The sequence below is a fragment of the Pseudarthrobacter sp. fls2-241-R2A-127 genome (assembly GCF_030209355.1).
Lineage (GTDB): Bacteria > Actinomycetota > Actinomycetes > Actinomycetales > Micrococcaceae > Arthrobacter.
Genome location: NZ_JARVSF010000008.1, coordinates 152734 through 168535 on the forward strand (window position 1 = coordinate 152734; position 15802 = coordinate 168535).

General features: G+C 65.3%; 13 protein-coding genes. 10 read left to right on the top strand and 3 right to left on the bottom strand.

The window, feature by feature from the left end; translation table 11 throughout:
- Positions 1-84 precede the first annotated feature (84 nt).
- Positions 85-936 carry a DUF3097 domain-containing protein gene (locus QRN53_RS05310; RefSeq protein WP_285242970.1) on the bottom strand — a complete coding sequence of 284 codons (852 nt, stop codon included), beginning with the start codon at positions 934-936 and terminating at the stop codon, positions 85-87.
- Between the two features lie 174 nt (positions 937-1110).
- On the opposite strand from QRN53_RS05310, the gene hrcA reads away from it, so the two are divergent.
- From hrcA to QRN53_RS05325, 3 genes are all read left to right on the top strand, one after another.
- Positions 1111-2124, top strand: coding sequence for a heat-inducible transcriptional repressor HrcA (gene hrcA, locus QRN53_RS05315; RefSeq protein WP_285242971.1), 1014 nt, complete (start codon positions 1111-1113; stop codon positions 2122-2124).
- Between the two features lie 82 nt (positions 2125-2206).
- Positions 2207-3334 carry a molecular chaperone DnaJ gene (gene dnaJ, locus QRN53_RS05320; protein WP_285242972.1) on the top strand — a complete coding sequence of 376 codons (1128 nt, stop codon included), beginning with the start codon at positions 2207-2209 and terminating at the stop codon, positions 3332-3334.
- Positions 3335-3336: 2 nt separating this feature from the next.
- Positions 3337-4113 carry a 16S rRNA (uracil(1498)-N(3))-methyltransferase gene (locus tag QRN53_RS05325; protein ID WP_285242973.1) on the top strand — a complete coding sequence of 259 codons (777 nt, stop codon included), beginning with the start codon at positions 3337-3339 and terminating at the stop codon, positions 4111-4113.
- On the opposite strand, the gene QRN53_RS05330 is transcribed toward QRN53_RS05325, so the two are convergent.
- Positions 4100-4984 carry a GerMN domain-containing protein gene (locus QRN53_RS05330; RefSeq protein WP_502934823.1) on the bottom strand — a complete coding sequence of 295 codons (885 nt, stop codon included), beginning with the start codon at positions 4982-4984 and terminating at the stop codon, positions 4100-4102. The two genes, QRN53_RS05325 and QRN53_RS05330, sit on opposite strands and share 14 nt — an antisense overlap.
- 419 nt (positions 4985-5403) lie before the next feature.
- Here QRN53_RS05330 and QRN53_RS05335 point away from each other — a divergent pair, with 419 nt between their 5' ends.
- The 5 genes from QRN53_RS05335 to QRN53_RS05355 all read left to right on the top strand — a co-directional run bounded on the left by QRN53_RS05335 (position 5404) and on the right by QRN53_RS05355 (position 10917).
- Positions 5404-6492 carry a PhoH family protein gene (locus QRN53_RS05335; protein ID WP_285242975.1) on the top strand — a complete coding sequence of 363 codons (1089 nt, stop codon included), beginning with the start codon at positions 5404-5406 and terminating at the stop codon, positions 6490-6492.
- Complete coding sequence (ybeY, locus tag QRN53_RS05340; protein ID WP_285242976.1) at positions 6489-6962, top strand: rRNA maturation RNase YbeY; 474 nt, start codon at positions 6489-6491, stop codon at positions 6960-6962. Before QRN53_RS05335 ends, ybeY begins: the two co-directional genes overlap by 4 nt.
- Positions 6959-8290 carry a hemolysin family protein gene (locus QRN53_RS05345; RefSeq protein ID WP_285242977.1) on the top strand — a complete coding sequence of 444 codons (1332 nt, stop codon included), beginning with the start codon at positions 6959-6961 and terminating at the stop codon, positions 8288-8290. Before ybeY ends, QRN53_RS05345 begins: the two co-directional genes overlap by 4 nt.
- A complete protein-coding gene (gene era, locus QRN53_RS05350; protein WP_285242978.1) occupies positions 8274-9233 on the top strand; it encodes a GTPase Era in 960 nt (319 codons plus the stop codon). Before QRN53_RS05345 ends, era begins: the two co-directional genes overlap by 17 nt.
- 97 nt (positions 9234-9330) lie before the next feature.
- Positions 9331-10917 carry an LCP family glycopolymer transferase gene (locus tag QRN53_RS05355; protein ID WP_285242979.1) on the top strand — a complete coding sequence of 529 codons (1587 nt, stop codon included), beginning with the start codon at positions 9331-9333 and terminating at the stop codon, positions 10915-10917.
- A gap of 102 nt (positions 10918-11019) precedes the next feature.
- Here QRN53_RS05355 and QRN53_RS05360 read toward each other — a convergent pair whose 3' ends face one another.
- On the bottom strand, positions 11020-12972 hold the full coding sequence (locus QRN53_RS05360; protein ID WP_285242980.1) for a M13 family metallopeptidase: 1953 nt from the start codon (positions 12970-12972) through the stop codon (positions 11020-11022).
- Between the two features lie 252 nt (positions 12973-13224).
- Between QRN53_RS05360 and leuA the strand changes: the two genes are divergently transcribed.
- Both leuA and recO read left to right on the top strand, forming a co-directional pair.
- Entirely contained in the window at positions 13225-14964 is a 1740-nt protein-coding gene (gene leuA, locus QRN53_RS05365) for a 2-isopropylmalate synthase (protein WP_285242981.1), read from the top strand.
- Positions 14965-15049: 85 nt separating this feature from the next.
- A complete protein-coding gene (gene recO / locus QRN53_RS05370; RefSeq protein WP_285242982.1) occupies positions 15050-15802 on the top strand; it encodes a DNA repair protein RecO in 753 nt (250 codons plus the stop codon).

Here is a 15802-nt window from a genome sequence, read left to right on the forward strand (position 1 = left end):
TGACTACTAGGGACTCGGTGCAGCTCTGCCAAAACCAAGGCATCGCAGTATCCAGAATACTGGGTCGCGGGCCTGGGGCCGCTTTCACGGCACGGTGAGGAAATCGATCACTTCCTCAACCCGTCCCAGCAGCGAGGGTTCCAGGTCGGCGTAGGTGCGTACCGCACCCAGGAGTTTCTGCCACCCGAGCCCAATATCTTCCTTGGTGGCGTGCGGCCAGCCAAAGGCTTTCAGGATGCCGGTCTTCCAGTCCTGTCCGCGGGGAATCGCCGGCCATTGCTGGATGCCCAGCACCGCCGGGCGGATAGCCTGCCACACGTCGACGTAGGGATGGCCGACAATCAGGACATTTCCGGCCGCGCCCGGGGATGCCATCACGGCGTCGGCGATCCGCGACTCTTTGGAATCGGGCACCAGATGGTCTACCAGCACCCCCAGGCGCCTCCCCGGTCCCGGCCTGAAGTCCGCCACCGCGGCCGTGAGGTCGTCGATGCCGTGGAGGGGCTCGACGACGATGCCCTCCACCCGGAGGTCGTCTCCCCAGACCTTCTCGACAAGTTCGGCGTCATGCTTGCCTTCCACCCAGATCCGGCTGGCCTTTGCCACCTGGGCCCGCTGCCCGGCAACCCGTACCGACCCTGAAGCCGTACGCCCGGCAGCGGGTCCGGCAGGAGCCCGGGCGGGGGCCGGCGGCATCAGGCGGATCGGCTGGCCCTCCAGGAGGAACCCGAACCCAAGCCGGAAGGAACGCGACTTTCCGCGGCGGTCCTCCAGGGCCACCACATGCATTCCGCCCGACTTTTCCACCCGGGTGACCGCACCCACCCAGCCCGACTGGACTTCCTCAAGCACCATGCCGCGCTCTGCGGGAACCTCCGGCAGTTCGGTCCGGGCAGGGGCGGAGATCCCGCGGGGGCCCCAGTTCTGGTAATCCATGGATTCGATCCGCCTCGCATTAAGTCCTCACCCGGCGGAGTTTCGCCCGGAGCGGTACCAATGCTAACAACGGGGCGAGGCATAATAGACTGTTAGCACTGAGGCATGTCGAGTGCTAACCCCTGGGCTACACCGGACGGGGCACGCGCCCCGGACCGTGGATGGAGGTGGAGAGTGAGCGAGCCACGCAAACTGGAAGTGCTGCGGGCGATCGTGGAGGACTACGTCCACTCCCGCGAGCCTGTCGGCTCAAAGGCGCTGGTCGAGCGGCACCATCTCGGCGTTTCCAGCGCCACCATCCGGAACGACATGGCGGCGCTGGAAGATGAGGGCCTGATCACGGCCCCGCACACCAGCGCAGGACGTATTCCCACGGACAAGGGCTACCGCCTGTTCGTGGACCAAATCTCTGCAGTCAAGCCACTGTCGGCGGCTGAGCGCCGTGCCATCCAGTCGCTCCTGGAAGGCGCGGACGACCTCGATGACGTGCTGGACCGCACTGTCCGCCTGCTGTCCCAGCTCACCAACCAGGTGGCAGTGGTCCAGTATCCGCACCTGAGCAGGGCACTGGTCCGCCACATCGAATTCGTGCTGCTGGCCCCGCGCAAAGTACTCGTGGTGCTCATTGCCAACAGCGGCAAGGTTGAGCAGCGCGTTATCGACGTCGGCCAGGACCTTGGCGACGAGGCGCTGGCGGAGTTGCGGACCCGGTTCCTCGGCGCCCTGGGCGGCACGTCGCTGAGCCACCTGGCCATGGCCCTGCCGGCCGTCGTAGGCGCCACGCCGCACCCTCAGCGGCAGGCCGCGCACGCACTGGCTCAGGGGCTGGAAGTCTTGGCCCAGAGCAGCCGCGAAGAACGGATGGTCATGGCCGGAACGGCCAACCTGGCCCGATCCAACGTGGACTTCCCACTGAGCATCGGCCCCGTACTCGAAGCGCTCGAGGAGCAGGTGGTGATGCTGCGGCTGCTGAGCGAAATGGCCCAGGACCACCGCGGCGTGGCAGTCAGCATCGGCAGGGAGAACCCTTACGACGGCCTTGCCGAGGCGTCGGTGGTGGCCACGGGCTATGGCCCTGGCAGCGCCGCGAAGGTAGGGATCCTTGGTCCCACACGGATGGATTACCCCACCACCATGGCCGCCGTCAGGGCCGTTGCCCGCTACCTTTCCAGGATTTTGGGGCCATGACCCTCCAGCCGGAGCACCTCCGGATGGAGGTCCGGACACCGGGCCCCGTTGCACGCAGTACAACAAGGAAGAGATACGAACTTTGAGCAGCCACTATGACGTCCTTGGACTCTCGCCCGAAGCTACGGGCGAAGAGATCAAAAAGGCCTACCGCAAACTGGCCCGCACCCTCCACCCGGACGTAAACCCCGGCGCGGATGCGTCGGAACGCTTCAAGGCAGTCACTCACGCCTATGAGGTCCTTTCCGACCCCCAGAAGCGCCGCATCTATGACACCACCGGCAATGAGAACGGAACGGACAACGGGTTCGGCGGTGCCGGCTACGCAGGCCAGGGATTCGCGTTCCAGGACATCTTCGACACCTTCTTTGGCGCCGGCGGCACGTCCGGCCCGGCGTCCCGGGTGCGCAGGGGACAGGATGCGCTGATCAGCGTCCGGATCGACCTGCGCGACGCCGTCTTTGGCGTCAACAAGAAGCTCGAAGTGGACACAGCCGTTGTCTGTCCCACGTGCGAGGGATCATGCTGCCGCCCCGGTACGCACCCCGAACGCTGCGATATCTGCGGCGGCAGCGGCCAGGTCCAGCGGGCTGTCCGCTCCATCCTTGGCCAGGTCATGACGGCCGCACCGTGCGGCACCTGCGAAGGCTTCGGCACCGTCATCAAGGATCCCTGCAACGAATGCAGCGGCCAGGGCCGCATCCGCAGCCGCCGGTCGCTGACTATCAAGGTCCCCGCCGGCGTTGCCACCGGAACCCGGATCCAGCTTTCCGGGCAGGGCGAAGCCGGACCTGCGGGCGGCCCCGCCGGCGACCTGTACGTCGAAATCCGGGTCAACAATGACGCCACCTACGTCCGCGAAGGCGATGACCTGCACGCCACGTTGCACATCCCCATGACGGCGGCCGCCCTCGGCACGGACGTCAGCCTGGAAACCTTCGACGGCACCCAGGAAATTGACGTCAAGCCAGGTACCCAGTCGGGGGAGATCGTCACCCTGCGCGGGCTGGGCGTCACCCACCTGCGGGGCTACGGCCGCGGAGACCTCAAGGTCCACCTCCAGGTTGACACGCCCGCCAAGCTCGACCCCGCGCAGGAGGACCTGCTGCGCCAGCTCGCAAAGCTTCGCGGCGAACAGATCACCGAAGGCAAGCTCGCTGCCAGCGGCGGCATGTTCGCCAAGCTCCGGGACCGGCTCGGTAACCTGTAGCGGTGAGCAACCCCGTATTCTTCACCACCCCCGGGTCGCTGGACGGCCTCGCTGCCGGGCAGGTATTTGTCCTGCAGGGCCCCGAAGCCCGCCACGCGGTCACCGTGAAGCGCTTGTCGCCGGGGGAAGCCGTGGACATTGTGGACGGTGCCGGCACCCGCATGACCGGGACGGTGGCATCGGCCGCCTCCTCCGCGCTGGAAGTGGAGTGCGGGACCGTCGTGGCCGAAGACAAGCCCGAGGTCCGGCTGGTGCTGGCGCAAGCGCTGGCCAAGGGCGACCGGGACGAACTGGCCATCGAGACAGCAACCGAACTTGGCATCGATGCCGTCATACCGTGGCAGTCCGAACGGTCCATTGTCCGCTGGAAAGGGGACAGGGCGGCCCGGGCCCACGCCAAATGGGAGTCGGCAGTTGCCGCAGCCGCCAAACAGGCCCGCCGCGCCTGGATTCCTGAAGTCCGGGACGCCGTCGAAACCTCCGGGTTGTGCAAGGCCGTGGCAGCCGCGGACCTGGCCGTCATCCTGCACGAGGACGCAGTCCGGCCCCTGCGCACTGTCCTTGAAGGATGGCAGGGGAGCGCCGGTACCGGGCCCCGCGAAATCCTGCTGATTGTGGGCCCCGAAGGGGGCATCAGCCCCCGCGAAGTAACGAAACTTTGTGACAACGGCGCGGTGACGGCACTGCTGGGGCATCACGTCCTGCGGTCCTCCACTGCCGGGCCGGCCGCCGTCGTGCTGGCCAGCGACATCCTGGGACGCTGGGCTACCGCACCTTAAAGGACCGTGTGTCCTCGTTGCGGTCCGGCTCTCCGCCGGATCCGGCCTGCGCCACATGGAGTTCGTAGTCACCGGCGGGCAGGTTAAGGGCCAGCGTGAAGGCGCCCGCCTGGCCTTGTTCCGTGGCCGACGTCGTTTCGCCGGTCAGGAAGGGCGTCTTGCCGGCGCCGTTGTCCACAACCTGAAGGATTTGCCAATGGAGCTTTGCTCCGGGGGACGTGCTGCGGCCTGTGATCTTCACGCTGCCGGCCGGGACCTCGGTATCTTCCTGCGGATCGATGATCCACACCGGTGCCACCAGGCCGGCGGCGCGGGTCATCAGGGCGCCCAGCTGGACCTTGCCGAACGCTACGTAGTCCGTATGTCCGTCCACGAGGATCCGGACCCGGACCTGCTGGCTGGTGTCGATCAGCCCCGAACTGGCGGCCGCCGCGGTGGCTGTATAGATCAGTTGTTGGATGGCTCGGGCAGCCATGTCGGCATCAAGGTTGCTGTTGAACGCGTCAGCCGAAACGTCCACGGTGATGACGTCTTTCCCTGAGATCGAGGTGGCCAGCTTGGCCGGATTCTGCCACGGTGTGAAGAAATCGGGGTCGAGCGGCTTCTCCGACATCATGGCGCGCAACGCCCGGGTCACCGGGTTGTCCTGCTCGGGGACGTCACGGAATTCGCGGTACAGGAAGATGTTGCCGCCGCTGCGGCCGATCCAGTAGACGGGTGCTTTGTTGGAGGACTGGGTTGTTTCCAGCGGGGCACTGGTGGACGGTGCATCGGGCATGCTCCCGCCGCTGGCCGGAACGGAAGCAATGGTGCCGGTGGGGGATGGGCCGCCCTCCGCCGTGCAGCCCGCCAGAACGGGAACCAGCACCAGGACTCCTGCCAGGACAGCCGGGCGCAAGCGGCCCTTCGTTCGGCCTGCCCGTTTGGGCACAAAGGTATCCGGCACTTTCCTGCCCTGGTCCTTTCATGGCGTGGCGGGCCGATCCCCTTGCGGCCTGGTGTTCCAGCGGCTGCTGGATTTCCAGCATTGCACAGCGGTGAGGCCCGGCAGCGGTTCTGCAGCCGTCACGGCCCAACTGCAACGGGAACGATATGAGGCCGATATGAAGTTGATACCTAAATGCCGTTCCTGCGGCGGTATGGCGCAACCTGCCGTATCCGTCGCCGCTCCCCGCTGGCGTAAGATGAAGGGATCGCTGGGCGAGGAGCACCGTGCAACGGACGCCTCTCCCGGCACGGAAAACTGGATTGAAGAACTTCGAGGGGACCACAGGCCTGCGGGCCAGCACCATGACTGAATCAGCAAATGGTAAGCGCCGGCTCAACACAGGCGATGGCAGCCCGGGGGAATTTCCCCACTCCCTGCCGGGCACCAGGACCGAAGTTGTCCTGTTCGAGAACTCGGACCAGATGGTTCAGTCACTTGGGAGCCACGATGAGGCGTTGCGGTTCATCGAAGTCCAGTTCCCGGATGTCAACTTCCACGTGCGCGGCAACGAGCTCTCCATCAGCGGACCGGCCAGCGACGTGCCACGGATCATGCGGCTCCTCCAGGAGGTCCGTGGCCTGGTGGCCCGCGGCACAGTGATCACCCCGGCGGTACTGCAGCAGCTGGTTGCGCTCCTGCGCACCCAGTCACTGCAGAACCCGGTGGACGTCCTCACCCATGACATCCTCTCCAGCCGCGGCAGGACCATCCGCCCCAAAACGCTGAACCAGAAGAACTACGTCGACGCGATCGACGCCAACACGGTCATCTTCGGGATCGGTCCTGCCGGCACCGGCAAGACCTACCTCGCCATGGCCAAAGCTGTCCAGGCGCTGCAGCAAAAAGAAGTCAGCCGCATCATCCTCACCCGGCCTGCAGTCGAGGCAGGGGAGCGCCTTGGCTTCCTGCCCGGAACGCTGAGCGACAAGATTGATCCGTACCTCCGGCCGCTCTACGACGCCTTGCACGACATGATGGACCCCGAGTCCATCCCGCGGCTGATGGCCGCCGGAACCATCGAGGTGGCACCCCTGGCCTACATGCGTGGCCGGACGCTCAACGACGCCTTCATCATCCTCGATGAGGCCCAGAACACCACGCCGGAACAGATGAAGATGTTCCTCACCCGCCTCGGGTTTGGTTCCAAGATGGTCGTCACCGGCGACGTCACACAGGTTGACCTGCCCTTTGGTACGCGTTCCGGGCTGCGGATCGTGGAGGAAATCCTGCGGGGCATCGCGGACGTGAACTTCTCGGTCCTGGACGCGGCCGACGTCGTGCGGCACCGGCTGGTGGGGGACATCGTCAACGCCTACAGCATCTGGGATGAGGCCCAGCGGAACCGCGTCAAACACTCAGTCAACAAGGAAAAGCGGGGGGAACACGCGTGAGCATCGAGGTGAACAACGAGTCCGGCGTCGACGTCGAGGAAGCCGATCTCATTGCGTTGTCACGGTACATCTTTGAACAGCTCTACATCCATCCCCAGGCCGAGCTGTCCATCCTTCTGGTTGATGAACCGGCCATGGAAAAGCTGCATATCGAACTGATGGACGAGCCCGGCGCCACGGATGTGCTCTCAGTGCCCATGGATGAACTCACGCCGGGTACTCCGGGGCGGCCAACGCCCCAGGGCATGCTGGGCGATATTGCGATCTGCCCGCAGGTTGCCAAGGTCCAGGCCAAGAACGCCGGCCACTCGCTCCAGGACGAAATGCTGCTCCTGACCACTCACGGAATCCTGCACCTGCTGGGCTACGACCATGCGGAACCGGAGGAGAAGGCGGAGATGTTCGGCCTGCAGCGCGAACTCCTGACCGGATTCACCGGCAAAGAAGCACCCGCCGAGACCACCCAGTGACTCAACTGCTCCTGGTCGCGGTGGCACTGGTCTTCCTTGTCGTCGCGGCCGTGCTGACAGCAGCCGAGGCCGCTTTCAGTTTCCTTCCCCGGCACGACGCCGAAGCGGCACTGCACAGGAGTCGCGGGACTGCCATGCGGCGTATCCTCGCGGAGCCGGTGGCCCACACCCGGGCCCTCCGGTTTTGGCGTGTCTGGTTCGAGATGGCCTCCGCAGTGGCCGTCGCCGTCCTGGTGGCAAGTCTCCTGGAAAACGTGTGGCTGGCCGGCCTCGTGGCAACCGGCATCATGGCAATTCTCGGGTTCGTGATAGTCGGTGTCTCGCCCCGCCAGCTCGGCAGGCTGCACTCCACAACCGTGGTGCGGTTTACGGCGCCCATGGTCCGGCTCCTCACCAGTGTGCTGGGCCCCATTCCTGGATGGCTCGTGGCGGTGGGAAGTGCCGCTGCCCCCGGAGCGCCGGGCGGAGACGACGCCTTCTTCAGTGAGCAGGAATTCCGTGAGCTGTTGGACCGGGCCAGTGAATCAGACATGATCGAAGACACCGAGGCTGAGATGATCCAGTCGGTCTTCGACTTCGGCGACACCCTGGTGCGGGCGGTGATGGTGCCCCGGACCGACATTGTCAGCATCGACGCCGGCTCCAGCCTTCACCAGGCGATGTCACTGTTCCTCCGCTCCGGGTACTCACGCATCCCGGTGATCAGCGAAAACACCGACCACATCCTGGGCATTATCTACCTCAAGGACGTTGCAGCGGTCATTCACGAGCTGGAAGCCGGCCAGGCGCCGCCCGTGGTTGAGGCGTTGGCCCGCGAAGTGCGTTATGTGCCGGAGTCCAAACCCGTCAGTGACCTCCTGCGCGAACTCCAGAAGGAATCCACGCACGTGGCGATCGTGATCGACGAGTATGGCGGTACCGCCGGGCTGGTCACGCTGGAGGACCTGATCGAGGAAATCGTGGGCGAGATCGTGGACGAATACGACACCGAAAGTGCTGAGGCGGTGGCGCTGGACGATGGCTCCTACCGCGTGAGCGCCAGGATGGGCATCGACGATCTCGGCGAACTTTTCGACCTGGAGCTCGACGACGACGAGGTGGACACAGTCGGTGGCTTGCTGGCCAAGGCACTTGGCAGGGTCCCGATCGTTGGCAGCAGCGTGGAAGTGCAGGGTGTGTCCCTGCGCGCCGAGCGGCTCGAAGGCCGCCGCAACAGGGTCAGCCACATCATTGCGGCGCCCGTACCAAGAGTAGAGACTGACTTTGAAGGCCTCCTGGAGGAGGCCGAATCAACCCAGCAGGGAGTTCCACGTGAGCAAGAAAAATAAGGATGCGGTGCCGGACGATTTCGGTGGCTTCCGCGCAGGGTTTTCGGTCCTCGTTGGCAGGCCGAACGCCGGCAAGTCCACACTGACCAACGCACTGGTGGGCAAAAAGGTGGCCATCACGTCGGCCAAGCCGCAGACAACACGGCACACCATCCGGGGCATCGTGCACCGTGAGGACGCCCAGCTGATCCTTGTGGACACCCCGGGACTGCACCGGCCCCGCACCTTGCTGGGCAAACGCCTCAACGACCTCGTCGCCGATACCCTGTCCGAAGTCGACGCCATCGGATTCTGCCTGCCGGCCAACGAGAAAATCGGCCCCGGTGACAGGTTCATCGCCGCACAGCTTGCAGCCGTCGGGCGTAAACCCGTCATCGCGATCGTCACCAAGGCTGACCTGGTGGACAACCAGGCACTGACCGAGCAACTGCTCGCTGTAGCGGCCCTTGGCCGCGAGGTGATGGGGGAGGACGGCTGGAAGGACATCGTGCCGGTCTCGGCCGCCGACGGATTCCAGGTGGAAACAGTTGCCGACGTGCTGATCGGCCACATGCCGCCGTCGCCTCCGCTGTACCCGGACGGCGAGCTCACGGACGAACCCGAGGCCGTTATGGTGGCCGAACTGATCCGCGAGGCTGCCCTGGAAGGCGTCCGGGACGAGCTTCCCCACTCCCTGGCTGTCGTGGTCGAAGAGATCGTTCCCCGGGAAGACCGTCCCGATGACAATCCGTTGCTGGACGTCCGGGTCAACCTTTATGTCGAACGGCCCTCCCAGAAGGCCATCATTATCGGCAAAGGCGGCAGCCGCCTGCGCGAAGTGGGCACCAATGCGCGCAAGGGCATCGAAGCGCTCCTGGGCACCCGCATCTACCTGGACCTCCACGTCAAGGTAGCCAAGGACTGGCAGCGCGACCCGAAGCAGCTGGTCAAACTGGGTTTCTGACCCGCCAACACGGGGCCCAACGGCGCGGTCCCGCCACATCTCCAGACTGGACCACTAAAAATGGACCGGATTTTGTATTAAGAGGAAGGTTCACCACGTGGATCGAGGCCGCGACAAACGCGACGACGAGGCTGACCTCTCAGCCGGACCGGGACCGGTATCCCGGCACGCGGAGGGGGGTGCCACGGGGGCGGGCCGCCACCTGGGGCCGGTCCGCGCCATGCCGTTGTGGCTGAAGATCCTCACCGGTGTGGTGGCTGCCGTCCTGGTGGGCGGGATCGCTTTTGCCGGCTTCTGGTTCTTCCGGCTGCAGGGCAACATTTCGAAGGCACCGTTGAACGCCGGCGGCGGCACCACCGAATCGCCCGTCAATGATGCTACGAGCCGGATGCAGATCCTGATCCTCGGTTCGGACACCCGTGACGGAAAGAACTCCCAGTACGGGACCGCCGACGATTCCACCGGCTACGGCAAATCGGACGTGATGATGCTGATGGACATCTCCGAGGACAACAAGCGCGTTAACGTCATCAGCTTTCCACGCGACCTCCTGGTGGACATCCCGCAGTGCACCGACCAGAAGACCAACAAGGTCTATCCGGCCCGCAGCGGCGTGATGATCAATGAGGTCATGGGCGAGGCCGGCATCGGATGCGCCGTGGATACGGTAAACAAGCTGACCGGCATGCAGGTGGACCACTTCATGATGGCCGATTTCAACGCCGTCAAGGAACTCTCCAACGCCGTCGGCGGCGTGGAAGTTTGCATCAGCGACGCGGTCTTCGACCCCGACTCCGGGCTTCGGCTGCCCGCCGGCACGTCCACTGTCCAGGGCGAAATGGCACTTTCCTACCTTCGGACCCGCCACGCATTCGCCGACGGAGGCGATCTGGGCCGGATCAAGGCCCAGCAAGGTTTCCTGTCGTCGCTGACCCGCAAGATCAAGGACGACGGGACGTTGTCCGATCCCGCCAAGATGCTCAAGATCGCCGACGTCGTCACCCAAAACCTGACCGTGGACGATGGGCTTGCCTCCGTCCCGGCCCTCCTCACCATCGGCAACCGGCTAAAGAACATCGATATCGGCAAGGTTGCATTCGTGGCCGTGCCTACCACACCTGCACCCACCGACCCCAACCGCCTCGTGATCGCCGAACCTGCGGGCGCCCAGCTGTTCTCAGCCCTCCGGAAGAACATCGACCTGACCGATCCGACGGCCCCCACCACCACCGCTCCGGCACCTGGCGGGTCCGCGTCGCCATCGCCCTCGCCGACCCAGACGGCGGTGCCGGTACCGCCCTACAACAAGGCGATCCAGCCCGTCACGGTGGCCAACGGCAGTGGCGTCCCCGGCCGCGCGCAGGAACTTGTCCAGGCGCTGGTGAACGGCGGCTTCGCCGCAACATCACAGTTCCAGGCCCAGCCGGTGGCAAAGACTGCCGTGTACTACGGCCCGAATTTCGCCGATGTGGCCACCGACGTCGCCACCCTGCTGGGAATTCCCGTCGAACAGATGATTCCGCTGGCGACAATCCAGGGCGTACAGGTGTACGTGGGCAGCGATTTCACCACCGGCACCGCGATGGGTTCCGGCGCGCCGGCCCTGCCGTCGGACATCGTCAACCAGACCGCGGGGGACAAGGTCTGCCAGCAGGCAAATCCTGAGCTGATCGTCCGGCAGTAGCAGGCAGGACCCTGTCCGTTGCGGGCCATGGCCCGCAACAAAACAGCAGGCCCCGCCGGTACCGGCGGGGCCTGCTGTCTGCCTGGACCTGCGGCGTGGCCGCTACCAGATGCTGACGCGTTCGGCGGCGGGCATCCACATCCCGTCATCCTCGGTCACGTCGAACGCCTCGTGGAACGAATCCAGGTTCCTGGCGATCGCGTTGGTGCGGAATTCGTTGGGGGAGTGCGGATCCGTGGCCAGGCGGCGGATGGCTTCCTCCTGGCGGATGACCTGGCGCCATCCGGCGGCCCAGGAGGCGAAGAAGCGTTGCTGCCCGGTGAGGCCGTCCAGGACGTCCGGTTCTTTGCCGTCCAGGCTGATCAGGTAGGCCTTGTAGGCGATGGTGAGCCCGGCCAGGTCGCCGATGTTCTCGCCCAGGGTGAGCCTGCCGTTCACGTGGTGGCCCGGTGCCGCGGTGGGGGAGAGGGCGTCGTACTGTGCCACGAGTCGGGCCGTCAGCGCCTCGAAGGCCTGGCGGTCCTCGTCCGTCCACCAGTTGCGGAGCGCCCCGCCGCCGTCGAACTGCGAGCCCTGGTCATCGAAACCGTGGCCAATCTCGTGCCCGATCACCGCACCAATGCCGCCGTAGTTGACGGCGTCGTCGGCATCGGCCGTGAAGAACGGCGGCTGCAGGATGGCCGCCGGGAACACGATCTCGTTCATCATGGGGTGGTAGTAGGCGTTGACCGTTTGCGGCGTCATCAGCCACTTGTTGCGGTCTACCGGTTTGCCCACCTCATCAAGGTGCCGGTCCACGTCGGCGTTGTGGGCGCGTTCCACGTTGCCCAGCAGGTCATCCGGCCTGATCTCGACCGCGGAGTAGTCGATCCACTCGTCCGGGAAGCCGATTTTGGCACGGAAGGCAGCAAGCTTGCGGAGCGCCTCCGCTTTGGTGTCCTCACCCATCCAGGCAACGTCGGTGATGCTCCGGCGGTAGGCCTCTGTCAGGTTCGCCACCAGGGTCTGCATCCGCGCCTTGTGCGTTTCGGGGAAGTGCCGCGCCACGTAAATCTGGCCTACTGCCTCACCCAGTCCGGATTCGACGACGGCCACGCCCCGCTTCCAGCGGTCCTTGTTCCGCGGTGTGCCGCTGAGCGTGGTCCCGTAAAACGCGAAATTGGCGTCCACGAACGGCGAGGACAGGTACGGCGCGGCGGCGCTGACGACGCGCAACGCCAGCCACTCCTGCCATGTTGACAGCGGCACCTCGTCCAGGAGCGCCGTGGCCCCCAAAAAGAAATCAGGTGTGCTAACCACGATTTCGGCACGTTTGGCCGGCTCAATGCCCGCTGCCTCGAACCAGGTGCCCAGGAGCGGGAAGAGCGCTGTGGCCTCCTCCGCCGTCTTCAGGTTGTACGTCTTTTGCGGATCGCGCAGGGTGACGTTGTCCCAGTGGTGCGCTGCGAGTTTCGTTTCCAGGTGGACCACCCGGGCAGCGGCACCGTCCGGATCAGCCACTCCGGCGAGGTCGAACATCTTCTCCACGTGTCCCGTGTATGCCGCAACGATCGGGGCGAACTTCTCTTCGCGGTAGTAGGACTCGTCGGGCAGGCCCAGGCCGCCCTGGCCGGTGTAGAGCAGTACCCGGTCGGGGTTTCCCGCATCCGGTGCAGGGTAGATGTAGAAGAGGCCGCCCACATCCGCGCGGAAGAGCCGGCCCGCCAGGGAAATGAGCTCTTCGGCTGATCCGGTGGCGAAGACATCGGCCAGCCGGGCCCGGATGGGTTCCATGCCCTTGCCCTCGACTGTTGCCTCGTCCATGAAGCTGTTGTAGAGATCGCCGATCTTCCGCTCGATCCCGGTGGCATCCGCGCCCTTGGCCGCCGCTTCCTCGATGATGTCCCGGACGGCGATCTCGGACCCGTCACGGAGGGCGGTGAACGTACCTTCCAGGGGGCGGTCGTCGGGAATCTCGGTGGCTTTCAGCCAGGCGCCGTTCACATGTTGGTAAAGGTCGTCCTGAGGCCGGACTGTGTGATCAATGGTGGACAGATCGATCCCCGAAATGGGCACTGCAACTCCTTTTTGCTGCGACGCCGCTGCCGGGCGAACACGGAGGCGTCTGCATGCTGGACTTATCGGACGGTAGTGCCCTTTCATCTTACGCACCCGTGTTACGCTCAAAGTGTGCGTGCAGAGTTCCTTCTCCTTAGCTGCCGCGGCGAGGCCACAGACGCTATCTAGCGCACGGCCCACCCTCGCTGCGGAGTTTGTGTTGCCCGGCCACCCTTTCACTGAAGATCGATAGAAAAGGCCACGAACATCATGCGTAACGCACAAAAGCCCTCAGGAATGCCCGCCCACCGGTACACACCGTTCCAGGACCAGATCAAGGTCGAACTGCCGGATCGCACCTGGCCGGACAAGGTCATCACCAAAGCCCCGCGCTGGTGCGCGGTGGACCTGCGCGATGGCAACCAGGCCCTGATCGATCCCATGAGCCCGGCCCGCAAGATGAAGATGTTCGACCTGCTGGTCCGCATGGGCTACAAGGAAATCGAGGTCGGATTCCCCTCCGCGTCGCAGACGGACTTCGACTTTGTCCGCCAGCTCATCGAGGGAAACCACATCCCTGACGATGTGACCATCCAGGTCCTCACCCAGGCCCGCGAGCACCTGATCGAGCGGACCTACGAGTCTTTGGTGGGCGCCAAGCAGGCCATCGTCCACCTGTACAACTCCACCTCTGTACTTCAGCGGCGCGTGGTGTTCAACCAGGACGAGGACGGAATCCTGGACATCGCACTGCAGGGCGCCCGCCTGTGCAAGAAGTACGAGGAAACGCTCGCAGACACGCATGTGACCTACGAGTACTCCCCGGAGTCCTTCACGGGCACCGAGCTCGAGTATGCCGTTCGGGTCTGCAACGCTGTGGCCGATGTCTTCGAGGCGTCCGCTGACCGCCAGGTCATCATCAACCTGCCGGCCACGGTGGAGATGGCAACGCCAAATGTCTACGCCGACTCCATCGAGTGGATGAGCCGCCACCTCCACCCCCGCGAGGGCATCATCCTGTCCCTGCACCCGCACAACGACCGCGGCACCGGTGTCGCCGCCGCGGAGCTGGGATACATGGCCGGCGCCGACCGGATCGAGGGATGCCTTTTCGGCAACGGCGAGCGGACCGGCAACGTGGACCTGGTCACCCTGGGCTTGAACCTGTTCGTGCAGGGGATCGATCCCATGATCGATTTCTCCAACATTGACGACGTCCGCCGGACCGTGGAGTACTGCAACCAGCTGCCCGTCCCGGAACGCTCCCCGTACGGCGGTGACCTGGTGTTCACGGCCTTCTCCGGCTCCCACCAGGACGCCATCAAGAAGGGGTTTGAAGCGCTCGAGCGGGATGCCGCCGCAGCCGGCAAGGCCGTGGACGACTACACCTGGCAGGTACCGTACCTGCCGGTGGATCCCAAGGACCTGGGCCGGAGCTACGAGGCCGTGATCCGCGTCAATTCCCAGTCCGGCAAGGGCGGCGTGGCCTACCTGCTCAAGAATGAGCACAGCCTGGACCTGCCGCGACGCGCCCAGATCGAGTTCTCCGGCGTCATCCAGCGCCGCACCGACACAGTCGGCGGGGAGGTCAGCGGAGCCCAGCTCTGGCAGATCTTCCGGGACGAGTACCTGCCCTCCGGACAGGCCGACGGCCAGTGGGGACGCTACTCGCTGGGTGCCGTCAAGACGGAAACAGGTGACGACGGCGGCATGACGCTACACGCCTCACTCACCATTGATGGCGCGCAGGTCCAGCGCACCGGCACCGGCAACGGTCCGATCGCCGCATTGCTGAATATCCTGCACGAGGACGGCGTGGACGTCCGGGTGCTGGACTACAGCGAGCACGCCCTGTCCGAAGGCGGCAACGCCATGGCCGCGGCCTATGTCGAATGTGCCGTTGGTGAGCGTGTCCTGTGGGGGGTCGGCATCGACGCCAACACCAGCATGTCCTCGCTCAAGGCCGTTATCTCGGCAGTCAACCGCGCCATCCGGGACGCCCAGGCCTGATCCGGGACGGTGGTGCCGCCGGTTTGCTCCGGCGGCACCACCGGGTCCTGCCGGCTGCTGCCCCCGCAGGATGGGAAGATAGAGCGTGGTTCAACAGTCTTTTGCCTCCCGGGCATACCGGGACGACGCCGTGGTGCTCCGTACCCACAAGCTGGGCGAGGCGGACAGGATTATCACCCTCCTGACCAAGCACCACGGCCAGGTTCGCGCCGTCGCCAAGGGGGTCCGGCGCCCCAGCAGCCGTTTCGGCGCCCGGCTTGAACCTTTCATGGTGGCGGACCTCCAGCTGGTCTCGGGCCGCACGTTGGACATTGTCACGCAGGCTGTTGCCAAGGGTGCGTACGGCGGGAGCATCGCCGCCGACTATGGCAGGTACACCGTCGCCGCGGCCATGACCGAGACGGCGGAAAAGCTTACCGACGTGGACGGTGATGCCGGAACCGCGCAGTACAACCTGCTGGTGGGGGCCCTTGCGTCCCTGAGCCGCGACGAACATGCCGCCGGCCTGATCCTGGATTCCTACCTGCTGCGCGCCCTTGCCACCGGCGGTTGGGCTCCGAGCTTCACCGACTGTGCCCGGTGCGGCATGCCCGGTCCGCACACCGCGTTTTCCGCACCGCTGGGCGGCATGGTCTGCCCCCAGTGCCGCCCGCCAGGGTCTCCCGCACCCGCGCCCGAGACCGTGGTCCTGCTCGCTGCGTTACTGACAGGCGAGTGGACGACGGCGGACGCTTCCCTGTCCCAGCACCGCAAGGAAGCTGCGGGCTTGGTCGCGGCATACCTGCAATGGCACCTGGAACGAGTATTGAAGTCCCTCAAACATGTGGAGCGTAGCTGA

Excerpts from the sequence above, each read along its gene's own strand:
- QRN53_RS05335 (WP_285242975.1), top strand. The coding sequence starts at position 5,404 with ATGACTGAATCAGCAAATGGTAAGCGCCGGCTCAACACAGGCGATGGC.
- QRN53_RS05310 (WP_285242970.1), bottom strand. The coding sequence starts at position 936 with ATGGATTACCAGAACTGGGGCCCCCGCGGGATCTCCGCCCCTGCCCGG.
- leuA (WP_285242981.1), top strand. The coding sequence starts at position 13,225 with ATGCGTAACGCACAAAAGCCCTCAGGAATGCCCGCCCACCGGTACACA.